Origin of the sequence: Paenibacillus sp. NPDC056722 (assembly GCF_042790635.1) — a bacterium.
Lineage (GTDB): Bacteria > Bacillota > Bacilli > Paenibacillales > Paenibacillaceae > Paenibacillus_AQ > Paenibacillus_AQ agri.
This window is the reverse complement of the sequence record NZ_JBHTYV010000012.1, coordinates 93,061-114,077: the sequence shown is the minus strand read 5'-3', so window position 1 is coordinate 114,077 and position 21,017 is coordinate 93,061. Positions and strand designations below refer to the sequence as shown.

23 protein-coding genes are annotated in these 21,017 nt (G+C 50.7%); 18 read left to right on the top strand and 5 right to left on the bottom strand.

All coding sequences use genetic code 11. The annotated features are described in order from the left end of the window. Positions 1 to 36: 36 nt before the first annotated feature. The 4 genes from kdpA (at position 37) to ACFRAM_RS23145 (ending at position 6,841) form a co-directional block, all read left to right on the top strand. Positions 37 to 1,713, top strand: a complete 1,677-nt coding sequence (gene kdpA / locus ACFRAM_RS23160) for a potassium-transporting ATPase subunit KdpA (RefSeq protein WP_379468511.1) — start codon at positions 37 to 39, stop codon at positions 1,711 to 1,713. 60 nt (positions 1,714 to 1,773) lie between these two features. Continuing rightward, positions 1,774 to 3,807 carry a potassium-transporting ATPase subunit KdpB gene (gene kdpB / locus ACFRAM_RS23155; RefSeq protein WP_379468508.1) on the top strand — a complete coding sequence of 678 codons (2,034 nt, stop codon included), beginning with the start codon at positions 1,774 to 1,776 and terminating at the stop codon, positions 3,805 to 3,807. 34 nt (positions 3,808 to 3,841) lie between these two features. Then, on the top strand, positions 3,842 to 4,420 hold the full coding sequence (kdpC, locus tag ACFRAM_RS23150) for a potassium-transporting ATPase subunit KdpC (protein WP_379468506.1): 579 nt from the start codon (positions 3,842 to 3,844) through the stop codon (positions 4,418 to 4,420). Positions 4,421 to 4,501: 81 nt separating this feature from the next. Next, positions 4,502 to 6,841, top strand: coding sequence for a histidine kinase (locus ACFRAM_RS23145; protein WP_379468504.1), 2,340 nt, complete (start codon positions 4,502 to 4,504; stop codon positions 6,839 to 6,841). A gap of 74 nt (positions 6,842 to 6,915) precedes the next feature. Here ACFRAM_RS23145 and ACFRAM_RS23140 read toward each other — a convergent pair whose 3' ends face one another. After that, the gene (locus tag ACFRAM_RS23140; protein WP_175372202.1) at positions 6,916 to 7,158 is read right to left on the bottom strand and encodes a glutaredoxin family protein; all 243 of its coding nucleotides are present in this window, start codon (positions 7,156 to 7,158) and stop codon (positions 6,916 to 6,918) included. Continuing rightward, positions 7,155 to 7,481: a bacillithiol system redox-active protein YtxJ gene (gene ytxJ, locus ACFRAM_RS23135; protein WP_175372201.1), complete on the bottom strand. Its 327-nt coding sequence runs from the start codon at positions 7,479 to 7,481 to the stop codon at positions 7,155 to 7,157. The genes ACFRAM_RS23140 and ytxJ overlap by 4 nt, the downstream gene beginning before the upstream one ends. A gap of 232 nt (positions 7,482 to 7,713) precedes the next feature. Here ytxJ and ACFRAM_RS23130 point away from each other — a divergent pair, with 232 nt between their 5' ends. From ACFRAM_RS23130 to ACFRAM_RS23100, 7 genes are all read left to right on the top strand, one after another. Next, positions 7,714 to 8,436: an SDR family NAD(P)-dependent oxidoreductase gene (locus ACFRAM_RS23130; protein WP_379468501.1), complete on the top strand. Its 723-nt coding sequence runs from the start codon at positions 7,714 to 7,716 to the stop codon at positions 8,434 to 8,436. 44 nt (positions 8,437 to 8,480) lie between these two features. Next, a complete protein-coding gene (locus tag ACFRAM_RS23125) occupies positions 8,481 to 9,116 on the top strand; it encodes a ThuA domain-containing protein (RefSeq protein ID WP_217622394.1) in 636 nt (211 codons plus the stop codon). Positions 9,117 to 9,260: 144 nt separating this feature from the next. Beyond that, on the top strand, positions 9,261 to 11,033 hold the full coding sequence (locus tag ACFRAM_RS23120) for a spore germination protein (protein ID WP_175372266.1): 1,773 nt from the start codon (positions 9,261 to 9,263) through the stop codon (positions 11,031 to 11,033). Positions 11,034 to 11,072: 39 nt separating this feature from the next. Continuing rightward, complete coding sequence (locus ACFRAM_RS23115; protein WP_175372199.1) at positions 11,073 to 12,158, top strand: GerAB/ArcD/ProY family transporter; 1,086 nt, start codon at positions 11,073 to 11,075, stop codon at positions 12,156 to 12,158. Then, complete coding sequence (locus ACFRAM_RS23110; protein WP_379468496.1) at positions 12,155 to 13,360, top strand: Ger(x)C family spore germination protein; 1,206 nt, start codon at positions 12,155 to 12,157, stop codon at positions 13,358 to 13,360. The genes ACFRAM_RS23115 and ACFRAM_RS23110 overlap by 4 nt, the downstream gene beginning before the upstream one ends. Positions 13,361 to 13,454: 94 nt before the next feature. Next, positions 13,455 to 13,847: a MerR family transcriptional regulator gene (locus tag ACFRAM_RS23105; protein WP_379468493.1), complete on the top strand. Its 393-nt coding sequence runs from the start codon at positions 13,455 to 13,457 to the stop codon at positions 13,845 to 13,847. A gap of 2 nt (positions 13,848 to 13,849) precedes the next feature. Next, positions 13,850 to 14,188: a thioredoxin family protein gene (locus tag ACFRAM_RS23100; RefSeq protein ID WP_379468491.1), complete on the top strand. Its 339-nt coding sequence runs from the start codon at positions 13,850 to 13,852 to the stop codon at positions 14,186 to 14,188. Positions 14,189 to 14,260: 72 nt separating this feature from the next. Here ACFRAM_RS23100 and ACFRAM_RS23095 read toward each other — a convergent pair whose 3' ends face one another. Beyond that, positions 14,261 to 15,148 carry a CHAD domain-containing protein gene (locus ACFRAM_RS23095; RefSeq protein WP_379468489.1) on the bottom strand — a complete coding sequence of 296 codons (888 nt, stop codon included), beginning with the start codon at positions 15,146 to 15,148 and terminating at the stop codon, positions 14,261 to 14,263. 232 nt (positions 15,149 to 15,380) lie between these two features. Between ACFRAM_RS23095 and ACFRAM_RS23090 the strand changes: the two genes are divergently transcribed. Next, a complete protein-coding gene (locus tag ACFRAM_RS23090; RefSeq protein ID WP_379468487.1) occupies positions 15,381 to 16,301 on the top strand; it encodes a lipoate--protein ligase family protein in 921 nt (306 codons plus the stop codon). A 107-nt stretch (positions 16,302 to 16,408) separates the two neighbouring features. On the opposite strand, the gene ACFRAM_RS23085 is transcribed toward ACFRAM_RS23090, so the two are convergent. Further along, complete coding sequence (locus ACFRAM_RS23085) at positions 16,409 to 17,191, bottom strand: carbon-nitrogen family hydrolase (protein WP_379468485.1); 783 nt, start codon at positions 17,189 to 17,191, stop codon at positions 16,409 to 16,411. A gap of 148 nt (positions 17,192 to 17,339) precedes the next feature. Between ACFRAM_RS23085 and ACFRAM_RS23080 the strand changes: the two genes are divergently transcribed. The 6 genes from ACFRAM_RS23080 to ACFRAM_RS23055 all read left to right on the top strand — a co-directional run bounded on the left by ACFRAM_RS23080 (position 17,340) and on the right by ACFRAM_RS23055 (position 20,582). Next, positions 17,340 to 17,783: a MarR family winged helix-turn-helix transcriptional regulator gene (locus ACFRAM_RS23080; protein ID WP_175372192.1), complete on the top strand. Its 444-nt coding sequence runs from the start codon at positions 17,340 to 17,342 to the stop codon at positions 17,781 to 17,783. Positions 17,784 to 17,818: 35 nt separating this feature from the next. Continuing rightward, positions 17,819 to 18,454 (top strand): nitroreductase family protein, encoded by a 636-nt coding sequence (locus ACFRAM_RS23075; protein ID WP_379468482.1) that lies wholly within the window; start codon positions 17,819 to 17,821, stop codon positions 18,452 to 18,454. A gap of 17 nt (positions 18,455 to 18,471) precedes the next feature. Beyond that, on the top strand, positions 18,472 to 18,765 hold the full coding sequence (locus tag ACFRAM_RS23070) for a putative quinol monooxygenase (RefSeq protein WP_379468480.1): 294 nt from the start codon (positions 18,472 to 18,474) through the stop codon (positions 18,763 to 18,765). A 128-nt stretch (positions 18,766 to 18,893) separates the two neighbouring features. After that, positions 18,894 to 19,271, top strand: a complete 378-nt coding sequence (locus ACFRAM_RS23065; protein WP_379468478.1) for a hypothetical protein — start codon at positions 18,894 to 18,896, stop codon at positions 19,269 to 19,271. A gap of 116 nt (positions 19,272 to 19,387) precedes the next feature. After that, positions 19,388 to 19,714 (top strand): ArsR/SmtB family transcription factor, encoded by a 327-nt coding sequence (locus tag ACFRAM_RS23060; protein ID WP_175372188.1) that lies wholly within the window; start codon positions 19,388 to 19,390, stop codon positions 19,712 to 19,714. Positions 19,715 to 19,883: 169 nt separating this feature from the next. Further along, entirely contained in the window at positions 19,884 to 20,582 is a 699-nt protein-coding gene (locus tag ACFRAM_RS23055) for a DUF1361 domain-containing protein (RefSeq protein ID WP_379468464.1), read from the top strand. On the opposite strand, the gene ACFRAM_RS23050 is transcribed toward ACFRAM_RS23055, so the two are convergent. Next, positions 20,579 to 20,899, bottom strand: a complete 321-nt coding sequence (locus ACFRAM_RS23050) for an MGMT family protein (RefSeq protein WP_379468462.1) — start codon at positions 20,897 to 20,899, stop codon at positions 20,579 to 20,581. The two genes, ACFRAM_RS23055 and ACFRAM_RS23050, sit on opposite strands and share 4 nt — an antisense overlap. Between the last annotated feature and the right edge of the window lie 118 nt (positions 20,900 to 21,017).

Below are 21,017 nucleotides of genomic sequence, written 5' to 3'. Positions count from 1 at the left end.
GAACAGAAATAGAAGTCTTGCTAAGGAGGGACATTCATGGGCACTCTGCAAATGGTCGTAGTTATCTTAATCCTGCTGCTTCTGGTGAAGCCAGTGGGCACCTATGTGTATCATGTATTTTCGGGTGAGCCGAATCGCACAGACCGATGGTTTGGTCGTACAGAGAATGGCATCTACCGCCTGATAGGGCTGAAGCAGCGCGAAGGGATGTCCTGGAAGAAATACGCGCTAAGCTTCATTTTAACGAATATCGTGCTGGTAGCCTTTAGTTATATCATTCTGCGAGTGCAGCGGGGACTGCCGCTTAATCCAAATGGGATAGGAGATATGGAGCAGACGCTCACGTTCAACACGGTAATCAGTTTTATGACAAATACGAATCTTCAGCATTACAGCGGAGAGACTGGTTTGTCCTATTTCTCGCAAATGGCTGTGATTACGATGATGATGTTCACCTCTGCTGCCAGCGGCTTCTCCGTGGCGATAGCGTTTGTCAGAGGAATCACCGGGCGGGAATCGTTGGGGAATTTTTTTGAAGACTTTGTAAAAGCACATGTGCGGATCTTTCTGCCGCTGGCATTATTGGTAACGCTGATTCTGGTGGGCTTGCATGTGCCGCAGACACTGAAGCCTACGCTTGACGTCACAACACTTGAGGGCCAGACGCAACACATTGCGATAGGGCCTGTGGCTTCACTGGAATCGATCAAACATCTCGGAACAAACGGTGGCGGGTTCTTCGGGGCCAACTCGGCGCATCCGTTCGAGAATCCAAGTCCGCTTACGAATGTGCTGGAGATTCTTTCGATGTGGATGCTGCCCGCAGCGCTTCCGTACACGTACGGCATGTTTGCCAAAAACAAACGCCAGGGCTGGGTGATTTTCACCGCGATGATGACGCTCTTCGTGCTGCTGCTGGGGCTGAACTATTATGCGGAAACCCGTGGGAATCCGGCGATCAACGCCTTGGGCATCGAATCCTCACAGGGCAGCATGGAAGGCAAAGAAGTTCGCTTCGGGATTCCACAGTCCTCCCTGTTCACAACGGTAACAACCGCGGCGACCACAGGCAGTGTGAACAATATGCATGACACGCTGACACCGCTTGGTGAGATTACGCCGCTGGCGCTTATGATGCTGAACAATGTGTTTGGCGGTAAGGGTGTAGGGCTGATTAATATGCTGATGTATGCGATTATGGGTGTTTTCCTGTGCGGACTCATGGTCGGCAGAACCCCGGAATTCCTTGGAAGGAAGATCGAAGCCAGGGAGATGAAGCTGATCGCCATTGCGATCCTGATTCACCCGCTCATTATCCTGGTACCGACCGCGGGGGCCTTCCTGACAGAGCTCGGCAAAGGTTCAATTACCAATCCGGGCTTTCACGGGATGACTCAAGTGTTATATGAATATGTCTCCTCGGCCGCCAATAACGGCTCCGGCTTTGAGGGACTGGCGGATAATACCTCCTTCTGGAATATAACGACCGGGATCGTCATGCTGCTGGGCCGATACGTCTCCGTTATCGCTATGCTGGCGGTTGCCGGGTCCTTGCTCCGCAAGAACACCGTGCCGGAGACTACCGGAACCTTCCGTACAGACAACGGCTTATTCACCGGTATTCTGATCGGTACTGTTCTGATCATCGGTGCGCTGACCTTTTTGCCAGTCATTGTGCTGGGGCCGGTTGCCGAGTACTTGACTTTGCGGTAAGCAGTGGCTGTTCATGGCAAGCTTTGCTTAAGCAAAGCTTAGAAAGAGAGGGCGAACAAGATGAGTACTGCGAAAAGAAAAAAGCTGCTGACCGGACCGATACTCCTCAGCGCTGTGAAAGATAGTTTTGTGAAGCTGAACCCGGTGACTCTGCTGAAAAATCCGGTAATGTTCGTAGTCGAGATTGGTACCATCATCGTTCTGCTTATGGTGCTGGCACCCGGATACTTTCATGCTGAGCAGTCGATAGGTTTTAACATTACGGTATTCTGTATTTTGCTCTTTACCGTTCTGTTCGCTAATTTTGCCGAAGCGCTTGCCGAGGGTCGCGGGAAGGCCCAGGCCGATTCGCTGAAGAAGACCAAACAGGATATTACAGCTAATAAACTGGTCGGAACGGCAATAAAGACCGTTTCTTCCTCTGAGCTGCGTAAAGGCGATATCGTGGTCGTCAGCCAAGGGGAACTGATCCCGGGTGACGGTGAGGTGATTGAGGGATTGGCTTCAGTGGATGAATCGGCCATTACCGGCGAGTCGGCACCGGTTATCAAGGAAGCAGGCGGCGATTTTGGCTCCGTTACCGGGGGCACCCGGGTCGTCAGTGATGAGATCAAGGTACGGATTACGAGTGATCCCGGCGAATCATTCCTGGACCGTATGATCTCCCTTGTAGAAGGGGCCAAACGTCAGAAAACGCCGAACGAGATTGCGCTGAACACTCTCTTAATCAGTCTGACGATTATCTTTCTAATCGTTGTTGTTACCCTGCGGCCGATTGCCGGATACTTGGGCATTGCGCTCGATATTCCGGTCATGATTGCCCTGCTGGTCTGTCTGATCCCGACAACCATCGGCGGGCTGCTCTCGGCGATCGGTATTGCGGGTATGGACCGGGTCACCCAGTTCAACGTGCTGGCTATGTCAGGGAAAGCAGTTGAGGCTGCCGGGGATATCAATACGATGATTCTGGATAAAACCGGAACCATTACCTTCGGGAACCGGATGGCAAGTGAATTTGTGCCGGTGGGTCAAGAAACCGAATCGGATCTAACGGCGTGGGCTGCGATCAGTTCCCTGAAGGATGAGACACCTGAGGGGCGGTCCGTGATTGAACTCGCCAAGAAGCTGGAACGCAGCTATGACAGCAGCCTCGGGGACGGCGGTGAATTTGTGGAATTCAAGGCAGAGACCCGGATGAGTGGTATCGACCTTCGTGACGGACGCAGTGTGCGCAAGGGAGCCGTTGATTCCGTGAAAAAATGGGTATTGTCGAAGGGTGGGCAGATTCCGGGTGATCTGGACAGCCGCTCCGATGATATAGCCCGCCTGGGGGGCACTCCCCTTGCGGTTGCCGTAGACAACCGCATCTATGGACTCATCTACCTGAAGGACACTGTTAAGCCTGGCATGAAGGAACGGTTCGAAGAGCTACGGCAGATGGGGATTAAGACAATTATGTGTACTGGCGATAATCCGCTGACCGCTGCCACCATTGCCCGTGAAGCCGGCGTGGATGATTTTATTGCCGAGAGCACACCGGAGGACAAAATTGAGGTGATTCGCCGTGAACAGGCACAAGGAAAACTGGTGGCTATGACTGGTGATGGAACAAATGATGCGCCCGCACTGGCTCAGGCAGACGTCGGGCTGGCGATGAACAGCGGTACCACAGCAGCCAAGGAAGCGGCCAATATGGTTGATCTGGACTCCGATCCTTCCAAAATCATTGAGGTGGTCGCGATTGGGAAGCAATTGCTGATGACACGCGGGGCGTTGACGACGTTCAGTATCGCGAACGATATCGCCAAGTATTTTGCCATTATTCCGGCGATGTTCACCCTGGCAATCCCGGAGATGGAGGTCCTTAATGTTATGGGACTTGGCTCGCCAAGCTCGGCCATTATCTCTGCACTGATCTTCAATGCGATCATCATTCCGCTGTTGATTCCTCTTGCTATGCGGGGGGTGTCGTACAAACCAATGAGCTCGTCCCGACTACTCGGCCGCAACCTGTTTATCTACGGCTTCGGTGGCGTGGTTGTACCGTTCGTAGGTATTAAGCTGATTGATATGGTTGTAAGTATATGGATCTGACGGCTGATTAAATCAGGAAAAGGGTGAGGATGTCATGAAAAACTCTAATTTCTTTATCATTGTACGGCTTGCTCTGGTATTCATTGTTCTATGCGGGGTAGTTTATCCGCTGGCTACGACAGCTATTGCCCAGGTGCTCATGCCTTCTCAAGCTAACGGCAGTCTGATTAAAAATGAAGCTGGAGCTGTTGTTGGCTCGGAGCTGATCGGTCAGAACTTTACAGACCCGCGTCTGTTCCACAGCCGGGTGTCGAGCATCGAGTATAAAGCGGAGGCTTCCGGCTCGAACAACTACGGACCCTCCAACCCGGATATGCTAAAGCGTACGAAGGATTTCATCGCACAGTGGCAGAAAGACAACCCCGATGTCGCCCTGAACAAGCTGCCCGTGGATTTGGTCACCAACTCGGGATCAGGGCTTGATCCCCACATCTCCCCGGCTGCGGCGGCTGTACAGATTCCGCGAATTAGCAAGCTGACGGGAATTCCGGCGGCGGAGCTGGAGCAGCTCGTATCTGCGCATACACAAGGGCGTGATTTGGGGTTGTTCGGCGAAGAACGTGTGAATGTGCTCGAGCTGAATTTGGATGTGCAGAAAGTGATGAAGCCATAGAGTGAAGTCAGAAGTCAGCATCCCTGCCCGAGGTCTGTAATTGGGCAGGGATGCCTGTGCTATGCAAGGGAGAGGATCTGCATGGGAACATTCCGGAGAAAAACACCGGAGGAGCTGCTGTTGTCCTTATATGAGCTGCATCGCGGCCGTCTGAAGATTTATATCGGCCCGGCAAGCGGGTCGGGCAAGACGTATCAGATGCTGCGCGAAGGGCAGATGCTTAAAGCGCAGGGGATTGATGTGGTGACCTGCGCGGTCTCCACCCATCAAAGCCCGGAGACGCTGGATCAGCTCCGCGATCTGGAGCGGATTCCCAGCATCCATTGGCACAAGAAGGGGATAGAGAAGAAAGATCTGGACATGGAAGCCATCTTGCAGCGTAACCCGGAGGTTGTGCTCACGGACGGCGCGGCACACCGGAATCGGGAGGGAGCCGAGCGGGCAGGGCGGCTGGAGGATATCCAGTTCCTGCTGAGCCATGGCATCAGTGTCATCACTACAGTGAATGTCTATGAAGTGGAGGGAGCTGCAGAGCTGGCCCGGCAATGGACGGGGATGAAGGTGGAACATTTTGTTCCGGTGAATGTACTTGCTCTGGCCGATGAGCTGGTACTTGTGGATGTGACCCCAGAGAAGATTCTCCAGCGCTTGTCCGAGGGCCATCTGGGCGGAGAAGCCAGCACTCGCCTGTTTAATAAGGGCAATCTGGGCAAGCTGCGGGAGCTGGCCCTCCGTCTTGTAGCTGAGGATGTGAATCACTCCTTGGAGAAGCATAGGGAGGAGCAGGGCCTTCAGGGCGGAGCCGGCATCGCTGAAAAAGTATTGGTTTCCGCACAGTACTACTGGAATGGCTCGATTCATATCCGCCGCGGGCAGCAGATTGCCAAGCGTCTGAATGCAGAACTGGAAGTGGTGTCGTTCTGGAAGGAGGGGCTTACTATGCCCTCCAACGCAGCCACCTTTAAGCGTTCGTTATGGAAGCTGACCGATAAAATTGGTGCTTCCATCAAGGAGATTCCCTTCCGCTCGAGGAGAGAGATTCCTCTTCTTCTAGTGCAGTATGCGACAAAGAACAAGGTTACCCGAATCGTCATGGGCCACTCCAAACAAACAGCGTGGCAGGATTTTTGGAAAGGCTCGATCGCGAGCACGCTGTTGAAGCAGATCCGCAATGTGGATGTGTTCTTTGTGGCAGATCGTGCGGAAGTGGAGGGGCAGCGGGTGCTTCCGACCCGGCAGATCCGCAGCGGAGAACAGGAGGCGCATGCTTACCACAGATTGAGCAATCAGGAAGTGATGGAGAAAATCGAGGATTTTCGGCGCGGTACCTTCAAGGTGTACATTGGCGCGGCCCCGGGTGTAGGGAAGACCTACAAAATGCTGCGCGAGGGAAATGACCTTTTAAAGAGAGGAATCGATGTTGTTATCGGGCTGCTGGAAACCCATGGCCGTAAGGAAACACTGGCACAAGTCGCCGATCTGGATACTATCCCCCGTCTGCAGATGGATTACCGGGGAACGGTGCTGGAGGAAATGGACACGGAGGCGATCATCCGGCGTAACCCTGAGGTGGTGCTGGTTGATGAACTGGCACATACCAATGTGCCGGGCAGCAAGCATAGAAAGCGTTATATGGATGTTCTGGAATTGCTGAATGCAGGGATTTCGGTCATTTCGACCGTAAATGTACAGCATCTGGAGAGCCTGAATGATTCTATTGAGCAAATCACGGGTGTCCGGGTAAGGGAGACAGTGCCCGATAGCATTCTTCAACAGGCCAGTGAAGTAGAGCTGATTGATGTGACGCCCGGAACGCTGCAAGAGCGGATGAAGGAGGGCAAGATTTATGATATGGCCAAGGTGGATCAGGCGCTGGGGAATTTCTTCAAAATTGGCAACCTGATCGCCCTTCGTGAACTGGCCCTGCGGGAGATTGCCGACGATGTTGATGAACGTCTGGAGGCTTGGGAGCGTGACGGATCGCTGCGGGGGCCTTGGCGGCGCAAGGAAGCTATTTATGTCTGCATTACCCTGGGACATCAGGCCGAGCGGCTCATCCGCCGTGGCTTCCGAATTGCTTATAGGCTTAAGGCTTGCTGGTACGTTACGTATGTTCAGGAATTCAAGCAGGGGAGTGAGGCTCAGGAGGAGCGCATCCGTAAACTCAAGGAATTGACGGAAAGTCTCGGGGGTATTTTCAAAATAATACCGGGTACGGCGCGTGGCCGCGTGGCGGCTCTGCTGCTAGAGAGGTCGCAGGCTCTTCAAAGCACACAGATCATCATCGGGCAATCAAGCCGTTCATGGTTTCGCAAATGGATGCGGGGTGATGTGACCAAGCAAATCCTGCGTTCCGCCCGGCATGTCGATGTTCTGGTTGCGGCCGATTACAGGCCCGAAACTTCGCCTCCGGTAAAATAAAAAGGGGATCTCTGCAGCCTGATGGCTTGAGAGATCCCCTTTTGTATAAAGTACATAATGCTTAATGTATTAAATTATTTAGCAGCTGATTCAATCAGCGATTTAAGTTCCTCGTGGTTGAACCCTTTGACTGCGTGTGTACCGGATACGGTCACTGGAATGCCCATGAAGCCCAATTTCTCAACTTCTTCTTGATAAGTAGCGCTGGTCATGATGTCTCTTACTTCAAAGGGAACGCCTTGTTCAGTAAGGAATTGCTTGACCAGGTTGCAGTCGCTGCAGCCCGATGTGGAATAGACAATCACTTGTTCGCTCATTGGTTTACAGCCTCTTTGATAGCGTCTTTAGTGATCTTCCAATGGGAGGTATTCCAGCGGACCTCGCTGTCTTCAAGAAGGAAGAGCTGTGGCGATTCATGTTTAATGCCAAAATCTTCAGCAATTTGATTGGAGACCGGGCGATCTTCAATGACATGAACGATGGCTGCTGTAGTGTCCGAGTCTTTAAGGAAGGCTTGGAACTCTTCATGCGCTTTGGCGCTGATCGGGCAGGTTGTGCTGTGTTTGAAGAGCAGCTTCTTGCCTGGCTGCCCAACATATTGTTGTAGATCATCCAGTGTATGCAGTTGTTGAATAGACAAATGGATCACCTTCCTGTACGTTTTTTTATTTAAATTTAAGGCATTATCAGGGCGATTGGCAACCTGTAATCATGATTGTAACATAGTTAAAAATTAAAGCAAAAAAATTATTATCCGTGTTTATAATGGCTGCTCCGGCGGATGGTCCGGCAGGTATTGAAAAATCTATTTTCGCATGCTAAGGTGAGGGGGTTAATGAAATAATTACCATTCGACGGGAGTGACCAAAGCAATGAATAAGGTTGCTTGTATTACCGGTGCGGACCGGGGACTTGGACTGTTTCTTACCCGCTGGCTGCTGGAGAATCAGTATCAGGTATTTGCCGGTCAATACTTGGAAGATTCTAATTTTTTGAAAGCGCTTAAGGATCAATACCCCAATCAATTGAATCTGGTTCCGCTTGATATTGGGGACACTGACAGCGTCAAGAGAGCGGCAAGAATGATCGCCAGCAGAACTAGACATGTTGATATCATCATTAATAATGCAGGGATTATTCAATCCTCCGATTATGCTTCGATACTGGTGGATATGGACATTGAAGCGATGCAGCGTATCTATAATGTCAATACACTTGGATCGCTAAGAGTCAGTAACGCACTGATGGGGCTTCTGCTCCAGAGCGAGCAGAAGTTAATTGTCAACATCTCGTCGGAGGCTGGCAGTGTTAGCCGCAATAAGCGCACTAACATGTATGGTTACTGTATGTCCAAGTCGGCGCTCAATATGCAGTCCTCGCTGCTGCACAATCATCTGAAGGAGCTGGGCGGACAGGTGATGATCTTCCATCCAGGCTGGCTCCAGACCTACATGGGTGGGAAGATCGATGAGAATGCGACTACAACGCCAGAAGAGTCGGCCTACAAAATTATGGCGCTGGTACAGAATCATAAGCAGTATTTGAGCGAAGAGCCTGCGTATCTGGATCTGGATGGCCAACCTTGGCCTTGGTAGGCTGTAGTGAAGAGGTAAATATTCTAACTTAAGGATGTGTACAAATGACTACAATAAAAGCACTAGCCCTGGGCAGCTACTCCAATGTAAAGTATCACCCGTTCAAGGATGTAGATCGTGAATTTGAAGATATCTTCAGAGGTGAGGTGGAGGTGCATTGCACCGAGGACCTAGATTCTCTGAATCCCGAGACGCTGGCTGGCTATGAACTTATCATTTCCTATACCGAATTCTCGGATCAGCCGCTTTCTCCACAGCAAACTGCGGCTCTGATTTCTTTTGTCGCCGGAGGAGGCGGACTCCTTGTTGTACATAACGGAATCTCCATGCAGCGTACGCAGGAGCTTGGCACGGTGCTGGGCGGATATTTCACCCACCATCCAGAATATACGACGCTCCAAATCGAATTCCCGCAGCCGGATCATCCGATTGTGCAGGGCATCGAGGCATTCGCTATTGACGATGAGCCGTATTATTTTGAAATGCAGCCGCATTTCAAGACAACGGTGCTGGCGCAGTATCTCCATGAAGGAGCTACGAGAGAAGCGGCTTGGTGTCATGGATTCGGTCAAGGGCGCGTGGTCTATCTCATGCCTGGACATCATCTGCCATCCTTCTCGGTAGAGCCGTTCCGCCAATTGATCCTGCGGAGCGGATTATGGGCTGCGGCCCGGCTATAGTTATCCTACGGTTATAAGATAGTATGACCCTGGAAAGAGTCCAGCTGTGGAATCCCCGCAGACTGGACTCTTTTTGTATGTGTGCATGAATAATCCTGCTTTGGTGAAAATATGGCTACAGCTCTTAAGCAGGAGGCGGTAATGATGTGGAGCGTGATCACGGGGTGGTTCCCCGGCTGGAGCGTCATGTTCCAGGGACTTATTCTTCTGATTGTCCCCATAGTTATCACACTGACAGTGGATTGGATCAGAACATTTGAGGGGAAAGTCAGCAAACGGGGCCAGAAAGCTAAAGCCGCCTTAAACAAGGATGGTGGAGCAACTTCTTTAAAAGGCACAAAAGGTGCAGAAGGTACGAAGTCGAACAAAACTACATTCATTGCAGGAAAAGATGACAGTGGTGGATCTGGAAATAATGATGAACAAGAGAATCCAGACCAATCCTATACAGGCAATGTTGACAAGGACCTTCGGTTATTCAAGGAGATCAGCAGCGATATGGCGGATGTAAATATCAGAGAGCTACGTATCGGAGCTCTACAGATCAAGGCTGTGCTGCTGTTCGTGGATGGCTTGACGGACAAGGACAGCATGGACCGCAACATCCTGAGGCCATTGATGAATGCGGTTCTACCCTTTGAAGGGATGACCGAGGCACCAGAAGCGGAGGAACTGAAACGGATTATTGTTGAGCGAATCATTCATGTCTCGGAGATTGAGTACACTATTGATCCGGTAAAATCACTGAAAAAGGTACTGTTTGGTTCTGCTGTGCTGATGGTGGACGGCATGAAGGAATTGTTCGTGCTGGGCACGCCCAAAGGCAGAACAAGAGGCGGGGAAGAGCCGGTATCTGAAGCGCTACTGCGCGGTTCGCGTATTGGCTTTAATGAGACGCTCAGTGATAATACGGCCATGCTGAGAAGGCATGGGCAGAACACGGAACTGGCAATGATTTCTTTTACCGTAGGCAAAAGAGTGGAGAAGGAGCTTGTTCTCACCTATATCCGGGATATAGCCAATGAGGCACTGGTGGAGGAGATCAAACGCAGGCTGCTCACGATAGATATTGATGATGTACAAGAGTCCGGTTTTGTAGAGCAACTGATCGAGGATGACTTTCTTAGTCCCTTTCAACAGATTCAGAATACCGAACGACCTGACCGTGTAATGGCTGCCATGCTGGAGGGAAGAGCTGCGATCTTGCTGGATGGGACCCCATTTGCCTTGATTATGCCGGTGACGTTCGGGATGCTGCTGCAATCGCCCGAAGATTATTTTGACCGCTGGATGGCAGGGTCTCTGCTACGGACATTGCGGTTCTTCGCGGCATTAGTCTCTTTGTTTGCCCCGGCTTTGTATATATCCTTTCTTTCTTTTCATCCCGGTCTAATTCCGACCAAGCTGGTGATATCTATCATCAGTTCCCGTCAGGGCGTCCCCTTTCCCTCGTTAATTGAGGCGCTGATTATGGAGGTATCCATTGAAATCCTAAGGGAGGCGGGTCTGCGGCTGCCCAAGCCGATTGGCCCGGCAATGGGGATCGTCGGCGGTCTGATCATCGGTCAGGCTGCGGTAGAGGCGGGAATTGTCAGCCCTATTCTCGTAATCGTCGTTGCAGTTACAGCCATCTCTTCCTTCGCCATGCCGATGTACAGTGCGGGTATCACTCTGCGGTTGCTGCGCTTCGTGGCGATGTTCTTCGCAGCGGTGTTCGGGATGTACGGTGTTATCATGTTCTTTCTGCTACTGAGCAGTCATTTAATCAGGCTGAAGAGCTTTGGGGTACCTTATTTGGGGTTGATGGTGCCGTCTCATCTAAGGGACTGGAAGGATTTTATTATCAGGCTGCCTCTGCATCTGCTTAAGCGCCGCCCTGCACTATTGAAGCCGAAAGACCCGATCCGGAAAGGCTAAGCAAGCTTAATCAAAGCAACGGAGGTGAAAGGCTTAAATATGGAAACGAGGGACCGGATAACAACGACCGAGTTAATCATTATTGTGGTGAACTATGTACTTGCAGCAGGTGTGTTTACCCTTCCTCGGACCACTGTTGAGCGGGCAGGAACCCCTGATGTCTGGATTTCTGTAATCCTTGGAGGGCTACTCTCCATGATTACAGGACTGATCATTGCCAGACTCAGCCAGCGCTTCCCTGGGCAGACCATTTATCAATACAGTGGGAAGATTATCGGTCGTCCGCTGGCAATCCTGCTGGGAGTGGTGCTCATTGGTTACTTTGTATGTATTGGCAGCTATGAGATGCGTAATGTGCAGGAAGTGACTGTCTTTATTCTGCTGGAAGGAACACCTGGTTGGGCTATTGCCGGTATCTTCATGTGGGTCGCCCTTTATCTATGCAGGGGAGGGATCAATGCGATCTCTCGCATGTGCCGATTGATGATTCCCATTACCTGGACCGTGTTTTTTGGCGTGAGTCTGCTCAGTCTGCAGGTCTTCGATATCAACAATTTGCGCCCTGTACTGGGGCAGGGCATGAGTCCGGTTTGGCGGTCTATTAAGCCAACGGCCCTGACCTTTACCTCTGGGGAAGCCCTACTCTTTCTGGTTGCTTTTATGGATAAGCCGAAAAAGACGATGAAGGTAGTTGTTTCTGCTACACTAATCGCTATGGTTTTTTACATTGTGGCAGTTGTACTTTGTATCGGAGCCTTTTCTGTAGATGGTGTGGTTACCCGGACATGGCCTTTCATTGACCTTATCCGCAGCTTTGAAGTGAACTATCTGGTGTTCGAGCGTTTCGAATCCTTATGGCTGACCATCTGGATTATGCAGATTTTTTGCACCTTCTGCATTGCCTTCTATGGAGCAGCACTCGGGTTGTCACAATTGACGAAGATCCCTCTGAACCACTGTTTATTTGCCCTGCTTCCCGTTATATATATCGTGACAGAAATTCCTCGTAGTCTGAATGGGCTATTTGCCTTTGGTGCAGGGATTGGCAACTGGTCATTCTTTCTGTTCGGGGTGCTGCCGCTGCCGCTATTAATCATTGCACGTCTTAGGGGGGCACGCTCATGAAGCATTTGTTGAAGCAAGGCAGTAGTCTGAGTCTGCTGATCGTTGCTTGTCTGCTGCTCTCTTCCTGTTGGAGTAGCTCGCCGATTGAGGATGTTAACCTGGAAGCTGGAGTCGCTCTGGATGTCGCGGAAGAAACGGAGACTGAGCAGGATCTTGCGCAGAAAGGCGGAGAATACCCGAAGCGAAATAAAGTTTCCTGTACCTATCAATTTCTCATTCCTCAAGGTGCTATCGGTTCCAAGAAGGAGGGAGCCCAGTCCAAAAACTACTATAATGCTACGCAGACTGGCGATTCTATCTTTGAGGCAGTACGTGAGCTCTCTCTGCGATCCAATCGCCTTCCCATCGGCCATCATTTGAAGACCATTGTCATTGGAGAAGAGCTTGCACGGACAACGAAGCTCTCCGAACTCATTGAATTCTTCAGCAGAGATAACGATATTCGGCCAAGTGTGCTGCTGTTCATCAGTAAAGGCAAGGCGCGAGAGGTCTTTCGCGATTCGCTCCCGGGTCAGACCCCTGCTTTTGTGCTGAATGGAACCTTCAATAACCGGAGGAGGATCACAAGGATATGGGAGCCTGTATCGATGGCGAAGGTGGTAGGTCCGCTGCACGGTCATACCAGCTTTGCCCTGCAAAATGTGGTTGTATCGGGCAAGGAAACCAAGTTTTCGGGAGTAGCGGTTATCAAGGGATCTACCGGAAAGCTCGGCGGTTTCCTGGACGAAGCGGAACTGGATGGATTGGTCTGGCTAACAGGAAAAGGGGAGGGCGGTTCCGTCAAAACCTACAGTTCTGACAATAACAAGCTCGTCACGTATGAGATTACAGGGATGGACAGCAAGATCAAGGCCAGCGTAAATGGAGACAAGATCGCCTTCCACGTCCTCATAGAATCGAAAGGCAGAATTGCCGAGGCTTACTTTGCCGGCGGAGAGAGGCTGGTGGGTGGAACCATACGGAAGGCGAGAGAGACACTGGAGAAGAAGGTGCAGGATATGGTCAAGACCACTGTGCGCAAAATGCAGCATGAACTCCAGGCAGATGTTGCCGGATTCGGTAAGAGTCTGCAGATTCAGCATCCGTCCGTATGGAACAAAGTGAAGACGAACTGGGATACGGTCTTCAGTAGTGTGCCGATTACTTATGAGGTAAAGCTGAATATTGAAGATTATGGGGCCTCAAGCACAACATCGGATTAGGAGGTCTCTTTTCAAAAAAATAGATTGACCCTCACACTGATGTGAGGGTTTATACTATGTGTAGACCATTTCTCATGAACCCGGGGAGAATGCCATGAAAATAGGTGAGCTTGCACGCCAGACGGGCGTTAGTGTCCGTTCATTACGTTATTATGAAAGTCAGGGCTTAATTGCACCGGTCCGTCAGGCCAACGGTTACCGGGAATATTCGCCGCTTGCTATAGAGACTGTGGAGAGCATCAAGTTGTATTTGAATCTTGGATTGTCCACGGAGGAGATCGCCGGTTTCCTGAATTGTGTACTGAAGAACAAAGAGTCCTTCTGTGTGGAAGTGATGCCGGTGTACCAAAGTAAACTGGAAGAGATTGAAAAGCAGATCCTGCAATTGAACCAGATCAAGCTGAATCTGGAACAGCGGATATCTTCGATTTTAGAAGAACAGCAAGATCAGGATATCCTTATAGATAAGGAATATGGGAGGGATTAAATATGGCTATTCTCGATGTAGAGCAAGCTGATAGTCTGCGGTCAAAACTGAGCGGTGAGGGCATAGTTCTAGTAGATTATGGAGCGCCCTGGTGCCCACCTTGCAAGGTTTTGCTACCATTGCTGGAGGAACTGGACGGAGAGTATGGGGAAGAGGTAACCATCGCCAAGGTCAATTGTGATCATCTGCCGGAGCTGGCTTCGGAAGCTAGCGTGATGGGGCTGCCGACGGTAATTGTCTACAAGGACGGTCAGCCGATGGAAAAGCTGGTCGGCCTTCAGCCGAAAGCTGTCTACCAAGGCGTGTTGAATAAATATAGCGGTGCGAAAGCAAATCATTAAACTAAGTTAGAGGCGTGAAGGACAGGATGATAGTCTGTCTTTCACGCCTTTTTTGAAATCCAGGTAATACGTTTATTTGCTGCTATCCCCGACAGGAAGCACACGATTATGCTGCAATGCCTCCAGCACCTCTGCCTGCAGTTCAGCCGTGAAAGCCTCCCAAGTTTTTTTACCAACATCAAGTTTTTTTCGGCCAATCGTATTCAAGGTCTGTAACCAGATCCGCTTATCGTTGATCTCCCCCAGCTGTGCCTGAACGTCTTTATAGATGCCCTCATCGGCCTGAAACTTCGGGTCCAGTGTAAAAGCTGCCGCTCCGGCTGTATACCGCAGTTCCTTAGCAGCAATCCGCAGCTTGTGGAGTGTCTCGAAAGCCTCTTCTGATGGAGAAGACAGGTCTTTGAAAAGGCCTTTACAGGCTTGTTTCCTCTGCTCAAAAGCTACCTCCAGCTCACGCATCACCACATTGGCATCTCTTCTTGCGACCATGCTCTCTAATTGCGTGCTCAGGAAAACCGCCCATCGCTCGTCCAGGGCAGAATTGGCCAGCTTCGGCAGATCCTGGGTCAGTTGTTCACGGTACTTTTTCCGCATGTGTTTTTGATGCTTGATGACAGCTGTTAGCAGTTTGACCGTCTTGGGCTTGCCATCGGCCTCGGCCTGCTGTCTTCTTTCCTTGAACGACTGGATTAGCACATCGGCATCCCGGACCTTACCTAGCCGTTTCTGGGCTTTTTTGAATATAGGGTACAGGCCAGAAGAATGCTCCGGATCAAGTATGGCTAACAGAGTCAGCAGCTTGCGACAGTTCACTCTGGCCTGATGGATATCCTCGTCATCAAATTTGCGGAGCGCTTCCTTGCTATAATCTTGAAAGTTGAAATACAGCAGATTCAGCGCGTGCTCCCATTGCTCTGTTTGGCTTGCCGGCCTGCCCTTACGAGCCTGTTCGGCTGTCATGCGGCACCACTCCTGAAGGTTATTAGTTGTTTGATATAGTATTACCCAAAAGTCAACATAATTAGATTCCTAAGGTTGAGTCAGATTCAGGGATTTGTGATTTAAACTTGATGGTTAAGGATAGCGTGATTGAAGGCTCTTTTCAAGCTTCGCGAGGGCAGGCAAATGGGTTACAATGAGATTATGATTACGGCAGGATATAGCAGCATATAACTGCGCTCGGGGGTTATTCATGAACAGGATACCATTGGATGAGAAAAATGAAGGGGAAGGAAGCCCGCTTCCACCGGTTATGGGTCTGTTTGAGCATTTGCTCGAAGAAGAAAATAACGGAGGAGGCGGGTATCCGGTCTCCGCGCTAAGTGGCGATTTGTTGCTCCCGTTCGCCTTTGAAGAGATGTTATGCCGGGATGTGGGCGCGGGTCTGGTTCTTCCCTCTCTGCATCTCTGGAGCCATACCGGCGGGGTAGCTCTGGGGCTACGGGACAGCAAGCTGCCTGGGGCTGTTAGGACAATGGACAAGCTGGAGAGCCGTGGCATCCGCACGGCTGTCCGGCATTCTGGCGGCGCGGCTGTACCATTGGACGCCGGAATTGTGAACGTGTCCCTGATCCTGCCCAAAAGCCACGGCAAGCAGGACTTTCATGACGATTTCCGGCTACTGGCGGCAATAATTACGGAAGCCGTAGCCGTAAGTCATCCTGAGGCAGCGACACAGATTGTGGCGAAGGAGGTCGTAGGCTCCTATTGTCCGGGGGATTTCGACCTCTCCATTGGCGGCCGCAAATTCTGCGGGATTGCCCAGCGCAGACAGAGTCAGGCCTACTTCGTGCATGCCTTTGTCGTAGTCTCCGGCTCGGGACAGGAGCGAGGCGAACTAATTCGCAGCTTCTATGAGGACGCAGCCGCAGGGGAGCACGGATTATCTTATCCGCAGGTGCGCCCGGAGACCATCGCCGGGCTGGGTGAGCTGGGCGGACCAACGACCACCGCGGCTTTCTGTAGCGGGATCAGAGAGGCCTTGGCTCGCAGGGCGACAGAGCTAATCCCTTCCGGCAGGCTAGAGCGGGAGACGGGATATAAGCTGGAATACAGCGACCAGCGTGTTAAAGATACCGCACAAATGCTGCGGGAACGTTATTCTCAGTTGTAGATATGATAAATTACAGAGTACACAGGAAGGGCGTTACGGAGGATTGGTTAGAAACCAGTGCTCGTAACGCCCTTCCTGTATGTATGCAACATGGGTTGCTTTAGAATTTAGACGTATAGATCAGGCCGTCTGTCCGAGAACACCGGGATCTGCGCCCGTACCTCACGCACCTTCTGCCAGTCAATCACACCGCTGACGATCTCCTCACCTTCAGCAGCTTCGCAGACGACCTCACCCCAAGGATCAATGATCATGGAATGTCCTGCAAAGGTATTCGCCGGATCACTTCCGGCCCGGTTGCAGGCAACGACGTAACATTGGTTCTCGATTGCGCGGCTGATCAGCAGCGCTCGCCAGTGGGACAGGCGCGGCAACGGCCATTCGGCGCTGATGAAGAGTATCTCGGCGCCTTGCACGGTGTGGGCGCGAATCCATTCGGGGAAGCGAATATCGTAGCAGATCAGTCCGGCACAGGATGCTCCGTCCAAGGTGAACAAGCCCTTGGCTTCCCCCGGCTGAAGATAGAGATGCTCATCCATCAGCCGGAACAGATGGAGTTTGCTGTATTCCCCCGCCAGCTCTCCCTGACGGTTAAAAATGAACATACTATTGGTTACACCGCCGCCGGGATGTCTGTTAGCCACAGAACCCGCCACAATATTAATGCTGTATTGCTTGGCAAGTGCGGATATGAATGCCTTGGTAATGCGTCCCTCCGGATCGGCGATTTCTCCAAGCCGGGTCAGGTCATATCCTGTCGTCCATAGCTCGGGGAGAATCAGGCAGTCAGGCCTGTCCGCCGCAGCCTCCCGGATTTTACGTTCTGCCGCAGCATAATTAGCCTCTGGATTACCAAATGCTATATCGAGTTGAATAAGGGCTATCTTCATTCACAGATCCTCCTCCTTAGTTCAAGACTATAGAATTCCCTGTCGATAAAAGCAACCCTATTTTTGGTGTGTGATCTTATTAGTTGACAGGTCAATGAATTATGAGTAATATAATTATCGTCTGATTGATTGTGCACAATTCAATGGAATGGGGAGGTATATTTTGCCTGAACAATACCCCGAGGAAGAGCAGATTTTCGAGCTGCTGCAAAGCCTCAGCAAAGCTATTAGTCCAAAGTTTGAGCGGTTGGTGAACATTAGTCCGACCCGGCTTCGCCTTCTTCATGAGTTGTACGATGGCGATGAGATTAGCCAGTCTTTCCTGCAAAAGGAAGTGGATATAGATGGGGCCGCTGTTACCCGCCACCTGAAAGGGCTGGAGGAGTGCGGCATGATTACTAGGCGCAACAATCCTGAAGATAACAGGGTTACCCTGGTGTCCCTCACAGAGGCAGGACGGGGGAGAATTGCCTCGTTATGCGAAGAAAAGAAGAATTTTATCAGTAACTTATTCAGCAGCATCACACCGGAGGAGCGAACCGCACTTATCGATATGCTGACCCGGATGCAGCAGAATATTAAGCAACTGTAGATCACATCCTATATCAATCAAAGGAGATTCATCACATGAACAATACACAACTTAACGATTTTAAAGCCATTATCACTGGCCGCCGCTCTATTCGCAAGTATGATCCTTCGGTCAAAATCAGCAAGGAAGAGATGACGCAAATTTTGACCGAAGCGACGCTTGCACCATCCTCAGTCAATTTGCAGCCTTGGCGTTTTCTTGTCATTGAGAGTGAAGAAGGCAAAGCCACTCTGGCACCTCTGGCTAAATTCAACCAATCCCAGGTAGAGACTTCGGCAGCTGTGATTGCCGTCTTTGGGGATTTGAATAACTTTGATTACGCGGAGGAGATTTTCAGCGCTGCCGTGGAGCGTGGCTTCATGCCAGCAGAAGTAAAAGAAAGACAAATGGGTGTCCTGAGTAACTATTTCCCAACGCTGCCCCGTGAAGTTAAAAAAGATACCGTGCTGATTGATGGCGGACTCGTGTCCATGCAATTGATGCTGGTGGCACATGCACATGGCTATGACACCAATCCTATCGGTGGTTATGAGAAAGACAAAATTGCTGAAGCTTTCGGACTTGATAAAGAACGTTATGTTCCAGTTATGCTGATCTCTATCGGTAAAGCTGCGGATGCAGGTTATGCTTCGGTTCGTCTGCCTATTGAAAAAGTTGCCCAGTGGAAATAAGAAGGAGCTGACAGAAGATGATTATTATTCATGCTGTTTTTCATGTGAAGCCTGAGCGCCGCGAGCAGTTCCTGACAGAGGTTAAGCCTCTGATTGCCTCTTCACAGACAGAAGAAGGCAACCTCGCCTACGAGTTGTACGAGCAGTCCGGACAGGATAATGTATTCATCATGGTGGAAACCTGGCGCGATGCCGAGGCCGTAGCAGCCCATAATGCCAGCAGTCATTTCACAGGATTTGCCGGTCAGGCTGGCGAATTCCTGTCCGCACCGCTGGATGTTAAGGTCTACAACGCGGAGCAGGTCAGATAAAAGATTACGAATCAAGGGGTGTCCCATGCTGCCATTGCGGGGACATCCCTTTTCTATACCAAGAATCCCCTTCGTTCCAAGGCTCATGTATAATAATGTTGAATACTTATACGGATGGAGATTATGAAATGAGAATAACAGTGGCCCGGAACGGGCTCAGGAAGAATGAAATTTTCTTCACTTCAGCATACGGAGAAGGCCGGGGGATTTGGCATGGTGCACATGCATCACCGCTGGAAGAGATCGACGTGGAGTTCGAGCTGACCCAGCTTTTCATGCGATGGGTGGATATCGTTCCTGCCGACAAGGGGGAGTCTGGGATTGCCATGGATGGGGACAGGGTTGTCTTTACCGGTGTTCTGGAGGATATCGACGAGGACGGAACGGGCTATCTGCGGCTTGGTGAGAGTGTACTCATGTTCGAGAGTCTGGGCGAACCGATGGCCTTGGGGATCTTTGTTAGTATTTCAGTGAAAGAACCGGGCATTTATCCGATTGTTGTTTAGCTGAAAGAGGGAGATAGAATAAACCACATTTCGGGGCCGGTAGTTTATGACACGATAAGGCTATGCTATGATAGCATTAGATTTCAGAAGTAATGCTATTCGAGGAGAAAATGTCTATGAACTACGAAATTCAGCAATTTAAGACGGAGTTTTTCAAGGCGCTGGCCCATCCGATGCGTATCCGCATTCTGGAGCTTCTGAGTGAAGGCGAGAAGAATGTGAACGAATTGCAAGCCATTCTGGGTTCGGAAGGTTCTGCTGTATCCCAGCAGCTAGCCGTTCTGCGTGCGAAGAATGTAGTCGTCAGTGTGAAGGAAGGCACCTCCGTGATTTACTCTCTTCGTGACCCTCTGATTAAGGATCTTTTGGCTGTAGCGAGGCAAATTTTCGATAACCATCTGGTCAATGCGATCTCCCTTCTGGAAGGCATGCGCGGTGAATAGCAGTGTAATAAATGAACATGATATCTGCGGTGACGATCATAACAAAAGGACTGTTTCAAGCCACTGTGGCCTCGGGAGCAGTCCTTTTTGGCATAGACTACCCCGTGCCAAATCTGTACAATGTAGGGTAATTGAACATTCGATCTAGAAGATAAGGAGATTGTGCCTTATGAAGGAACTGAATTATTCAAAAGTATTCTTGCTGTTGGCAGGCCTGTCAGTGGCTACACTTGGGGTATACCGTGTGGTATCGCTTCAGACCGACTCGTTCTATGCTTTTCTGATCTGGAATCTGTTCCTGGCCTGGATTCCCTTTCTGTTCTCAATGGCTGCCCATGAGCTGGATAAGCGGAGGATCGGGGGAATATTGCTGCTTCCGCTGGGAGTGGCCTGGCTGCTGTTTTTCCCGAATGCGCCTTATTTGATGACTGATCTTGTACACTTGACGGCCCAGAAGGGAAGATATATTGTCCACGGAGTGATTCAGAACCGGTATTGGTATGATATGGTCATGCTGCTGCTGTTCACCTGGAGTGGCTGGCTGACAGGCTTCTTCTCACTATATCAATTCCAGGCGGTAATCTACCGCAAAAGCAATTTGCTGATGTCCTGGATATTCGTTCTCGCGGCCTGTGTGCTGGGCGGATACGGAGTTCTGCTTGGCAGGGTGTACCGGCTCAACAGCTGGGATGTGCTTACCGACAGGCACCAGCTTTATCAACTCGTGCTCGATAGCCTGAACCGACAATCGGTCTTTTTCAGTCTGTTCATAGCGCTGGTGCTACTGGTGATTTATGCGACAATGTATTGTTTGCTGAATGTGCTAGGGAATGGGGCAGGACAGCAGCGTTCCAGAGGCCGGGGTTAATTCTGAATCTCCACAGGCTGGTATTGAAACTGCTCAAGGTTGATGACACCTTTAATGTCGAACAGGATTCCTTCATCCTCCAGATAAAGTCGCTGCATCGTCCCAGCCTCATCTTCGGTGAGGGCAATCATGCCCTTGGCATTAACCACTCGGTGCCAGGGTAGCTTATATTTGCGGCTCATGGAATGGAGGATGCGGACGACCTGTCTCGCAGCTCTAGGGCTGCCAGCAGCGCGGGCTACCCCTCCATAGGTCATGACCTTGCCCTCAGGGATGGACTGTATAACTTCTATGACCTGTTTGGTGAATGGTGTCATTATCAAAACTCCTCCAATGAAATAATACATAATTAATATTTATTATATCTTATTAGATCATATTGCTATGGTCGAGGGGTCGCTGCGGCGGCTTTTTTTTGTGGAAATCCGGGTTTGG

Coding starts and splice junctions, on each gene's coding strand:
- ACFRAM_RS23075 (WP_379468482.1), top strand. CDS start 17,819: ATGAACAATACACAACTTAACGATTTTAAAGCCATTATCACTGGCCGC.
- kdpA (WP_379468511.1), top strand. CDS start 37: ATGGGCACTCTGCAAATGGTCGTAGTTATCTTAATCCTGCTGCTTCTG.
- ACFRAM_RS23100 (WP_379468491.1), top strand. CDS start 13,850: ATGGCTATTCTCGATGTAGAGCAAGCTGATAGTCTGCGGTCAAAACTG.
- ACFRAM_RS23145 (WP_379468504.1), top strand. CDS start 4,502: ATGGGAACATTCCGGAGAAAAACACCGGAGGAGCTGCTGTTGTCCTTA.
- ACFRAM_RS23110 (WP_379468496.1), top strand. CDS start 12,155: ATGAAGCATTTGTTGAAGCAAGGCAGTAGTCTGAGTCTGCTGATCGTT.
- ACFRAM_RS23085 (WP_379468485.1), bottom strand. CDS start 17,191: ATGAAGATAGCCCTTATTCAACTCGATATAGCATTTGGTAATCCAGAG.
- ACFRAM_RS23140 (WP_175372202.1), bottom strand. CDS start 7,158: ATGAGCGAACAAGTGATTGTCTATTCCACATCGGGCTGCAGCGACTGC.
- ACFRAM_RS23120 (WP_175372266.1), top strand. CDS start 9,261: ATGTGGAGCGTGATCACGGGGTGGTTCCCCGGCTGGAGCGTCATGTTC.
- kdpC (WP_379468506.1), top strand. CDS start 3,842: ATGAAAAACTCTAATTTCTTTATCATTGTACGGCTTGCTCTGGTATTC.
- ACFRAM_RS23080 (WP_175372192.1), top strand. CDS start 17,340: ATGGGGAGGTATATTTTGCCTGAACAATACCCCGAGGAAGAGCAGATT.
- ACFRAM_RS23095 (WP_379468489.1), bottom strand. CDS start 15,148: ATGACAGCCGAACAGGCTCGTAAGGGCAGGCCGGCAAGCCAAACAGAG.
- ACFRAM_RS23070 (WP_379468480.1), top strand. CDS start 18,472: ATGATTATTATTCATGCTGTTTTTCATGTGAAGCCTGAGCGCCGCGAG.
- ACFRAM_RS23105 (WP_379468493.1), top strand. CDS start 13,455: ATGAAAATAGGTGAGCTTGCACGCCAGACGGGCGTTAGTGTCCGTTCA.
- ACFRAM_RS23130 (WP_379468501.1), top strand. CDS start 7,714: ATGAATAAGGTTGCTTGTATTACCGGTGCGGACCGGGGACTTGGACTG.
- ACFRAM_RS23055 (WP_379468464.1), top strand. CDS start 19,884: ATGAAGGAACTGAATTATTCAAAAGTATTCTTGCTGTTGGCAGGCCTG.
- ACFRAM_RS23060 (WP_175372188.1), top strand. CDS start 19,388: ATGAACTACGAAATTCAGCAATTTAAGACGGAGTTTTTCAAGGCGCTG.
- ACFRAM_RS23050 (WP_379468462.1), bottom strand. CDS start 20,899: ATGACACCATTCACCAAACAGGTCATAGAAGTTATACAGTCCATCCCT.
- ACFRAM_RS23090 (WP_379468487.1), top strand. CDS start 15,381: ATGAACAGGATACCATTGGATGAGAAAAATGAAGGGGAAGGAAGCCCG.
- ACFRAM_RS23125 (WP_217622394.1), top strand. CDS start 8,481: ATGACTACAATAAAAGCACTAGCCCTGGGCAGCTACTCCAATGTAAAG.
- kdpB (WP_379468508.1), top strand. CDS start 1,774: ATGAGTACTGCGAAAAGAAAAAAGCTGCTGACCGGACCGATACTCCTC.
- ACFRAM_RS23115 (WP_175372199.1), top strand. CDS start 11,073: ATGGAAACGAGGGACCGGATAACAACGACCGAGTTAATCATTATTGTG.
- ACFRAM_RS23065 (WP_379468478.1), top strand. CDS start 18,894: ATGAGAATAACAGTGGCCCGGAACGGGCTCAGGAAGAATGAAATTTTC.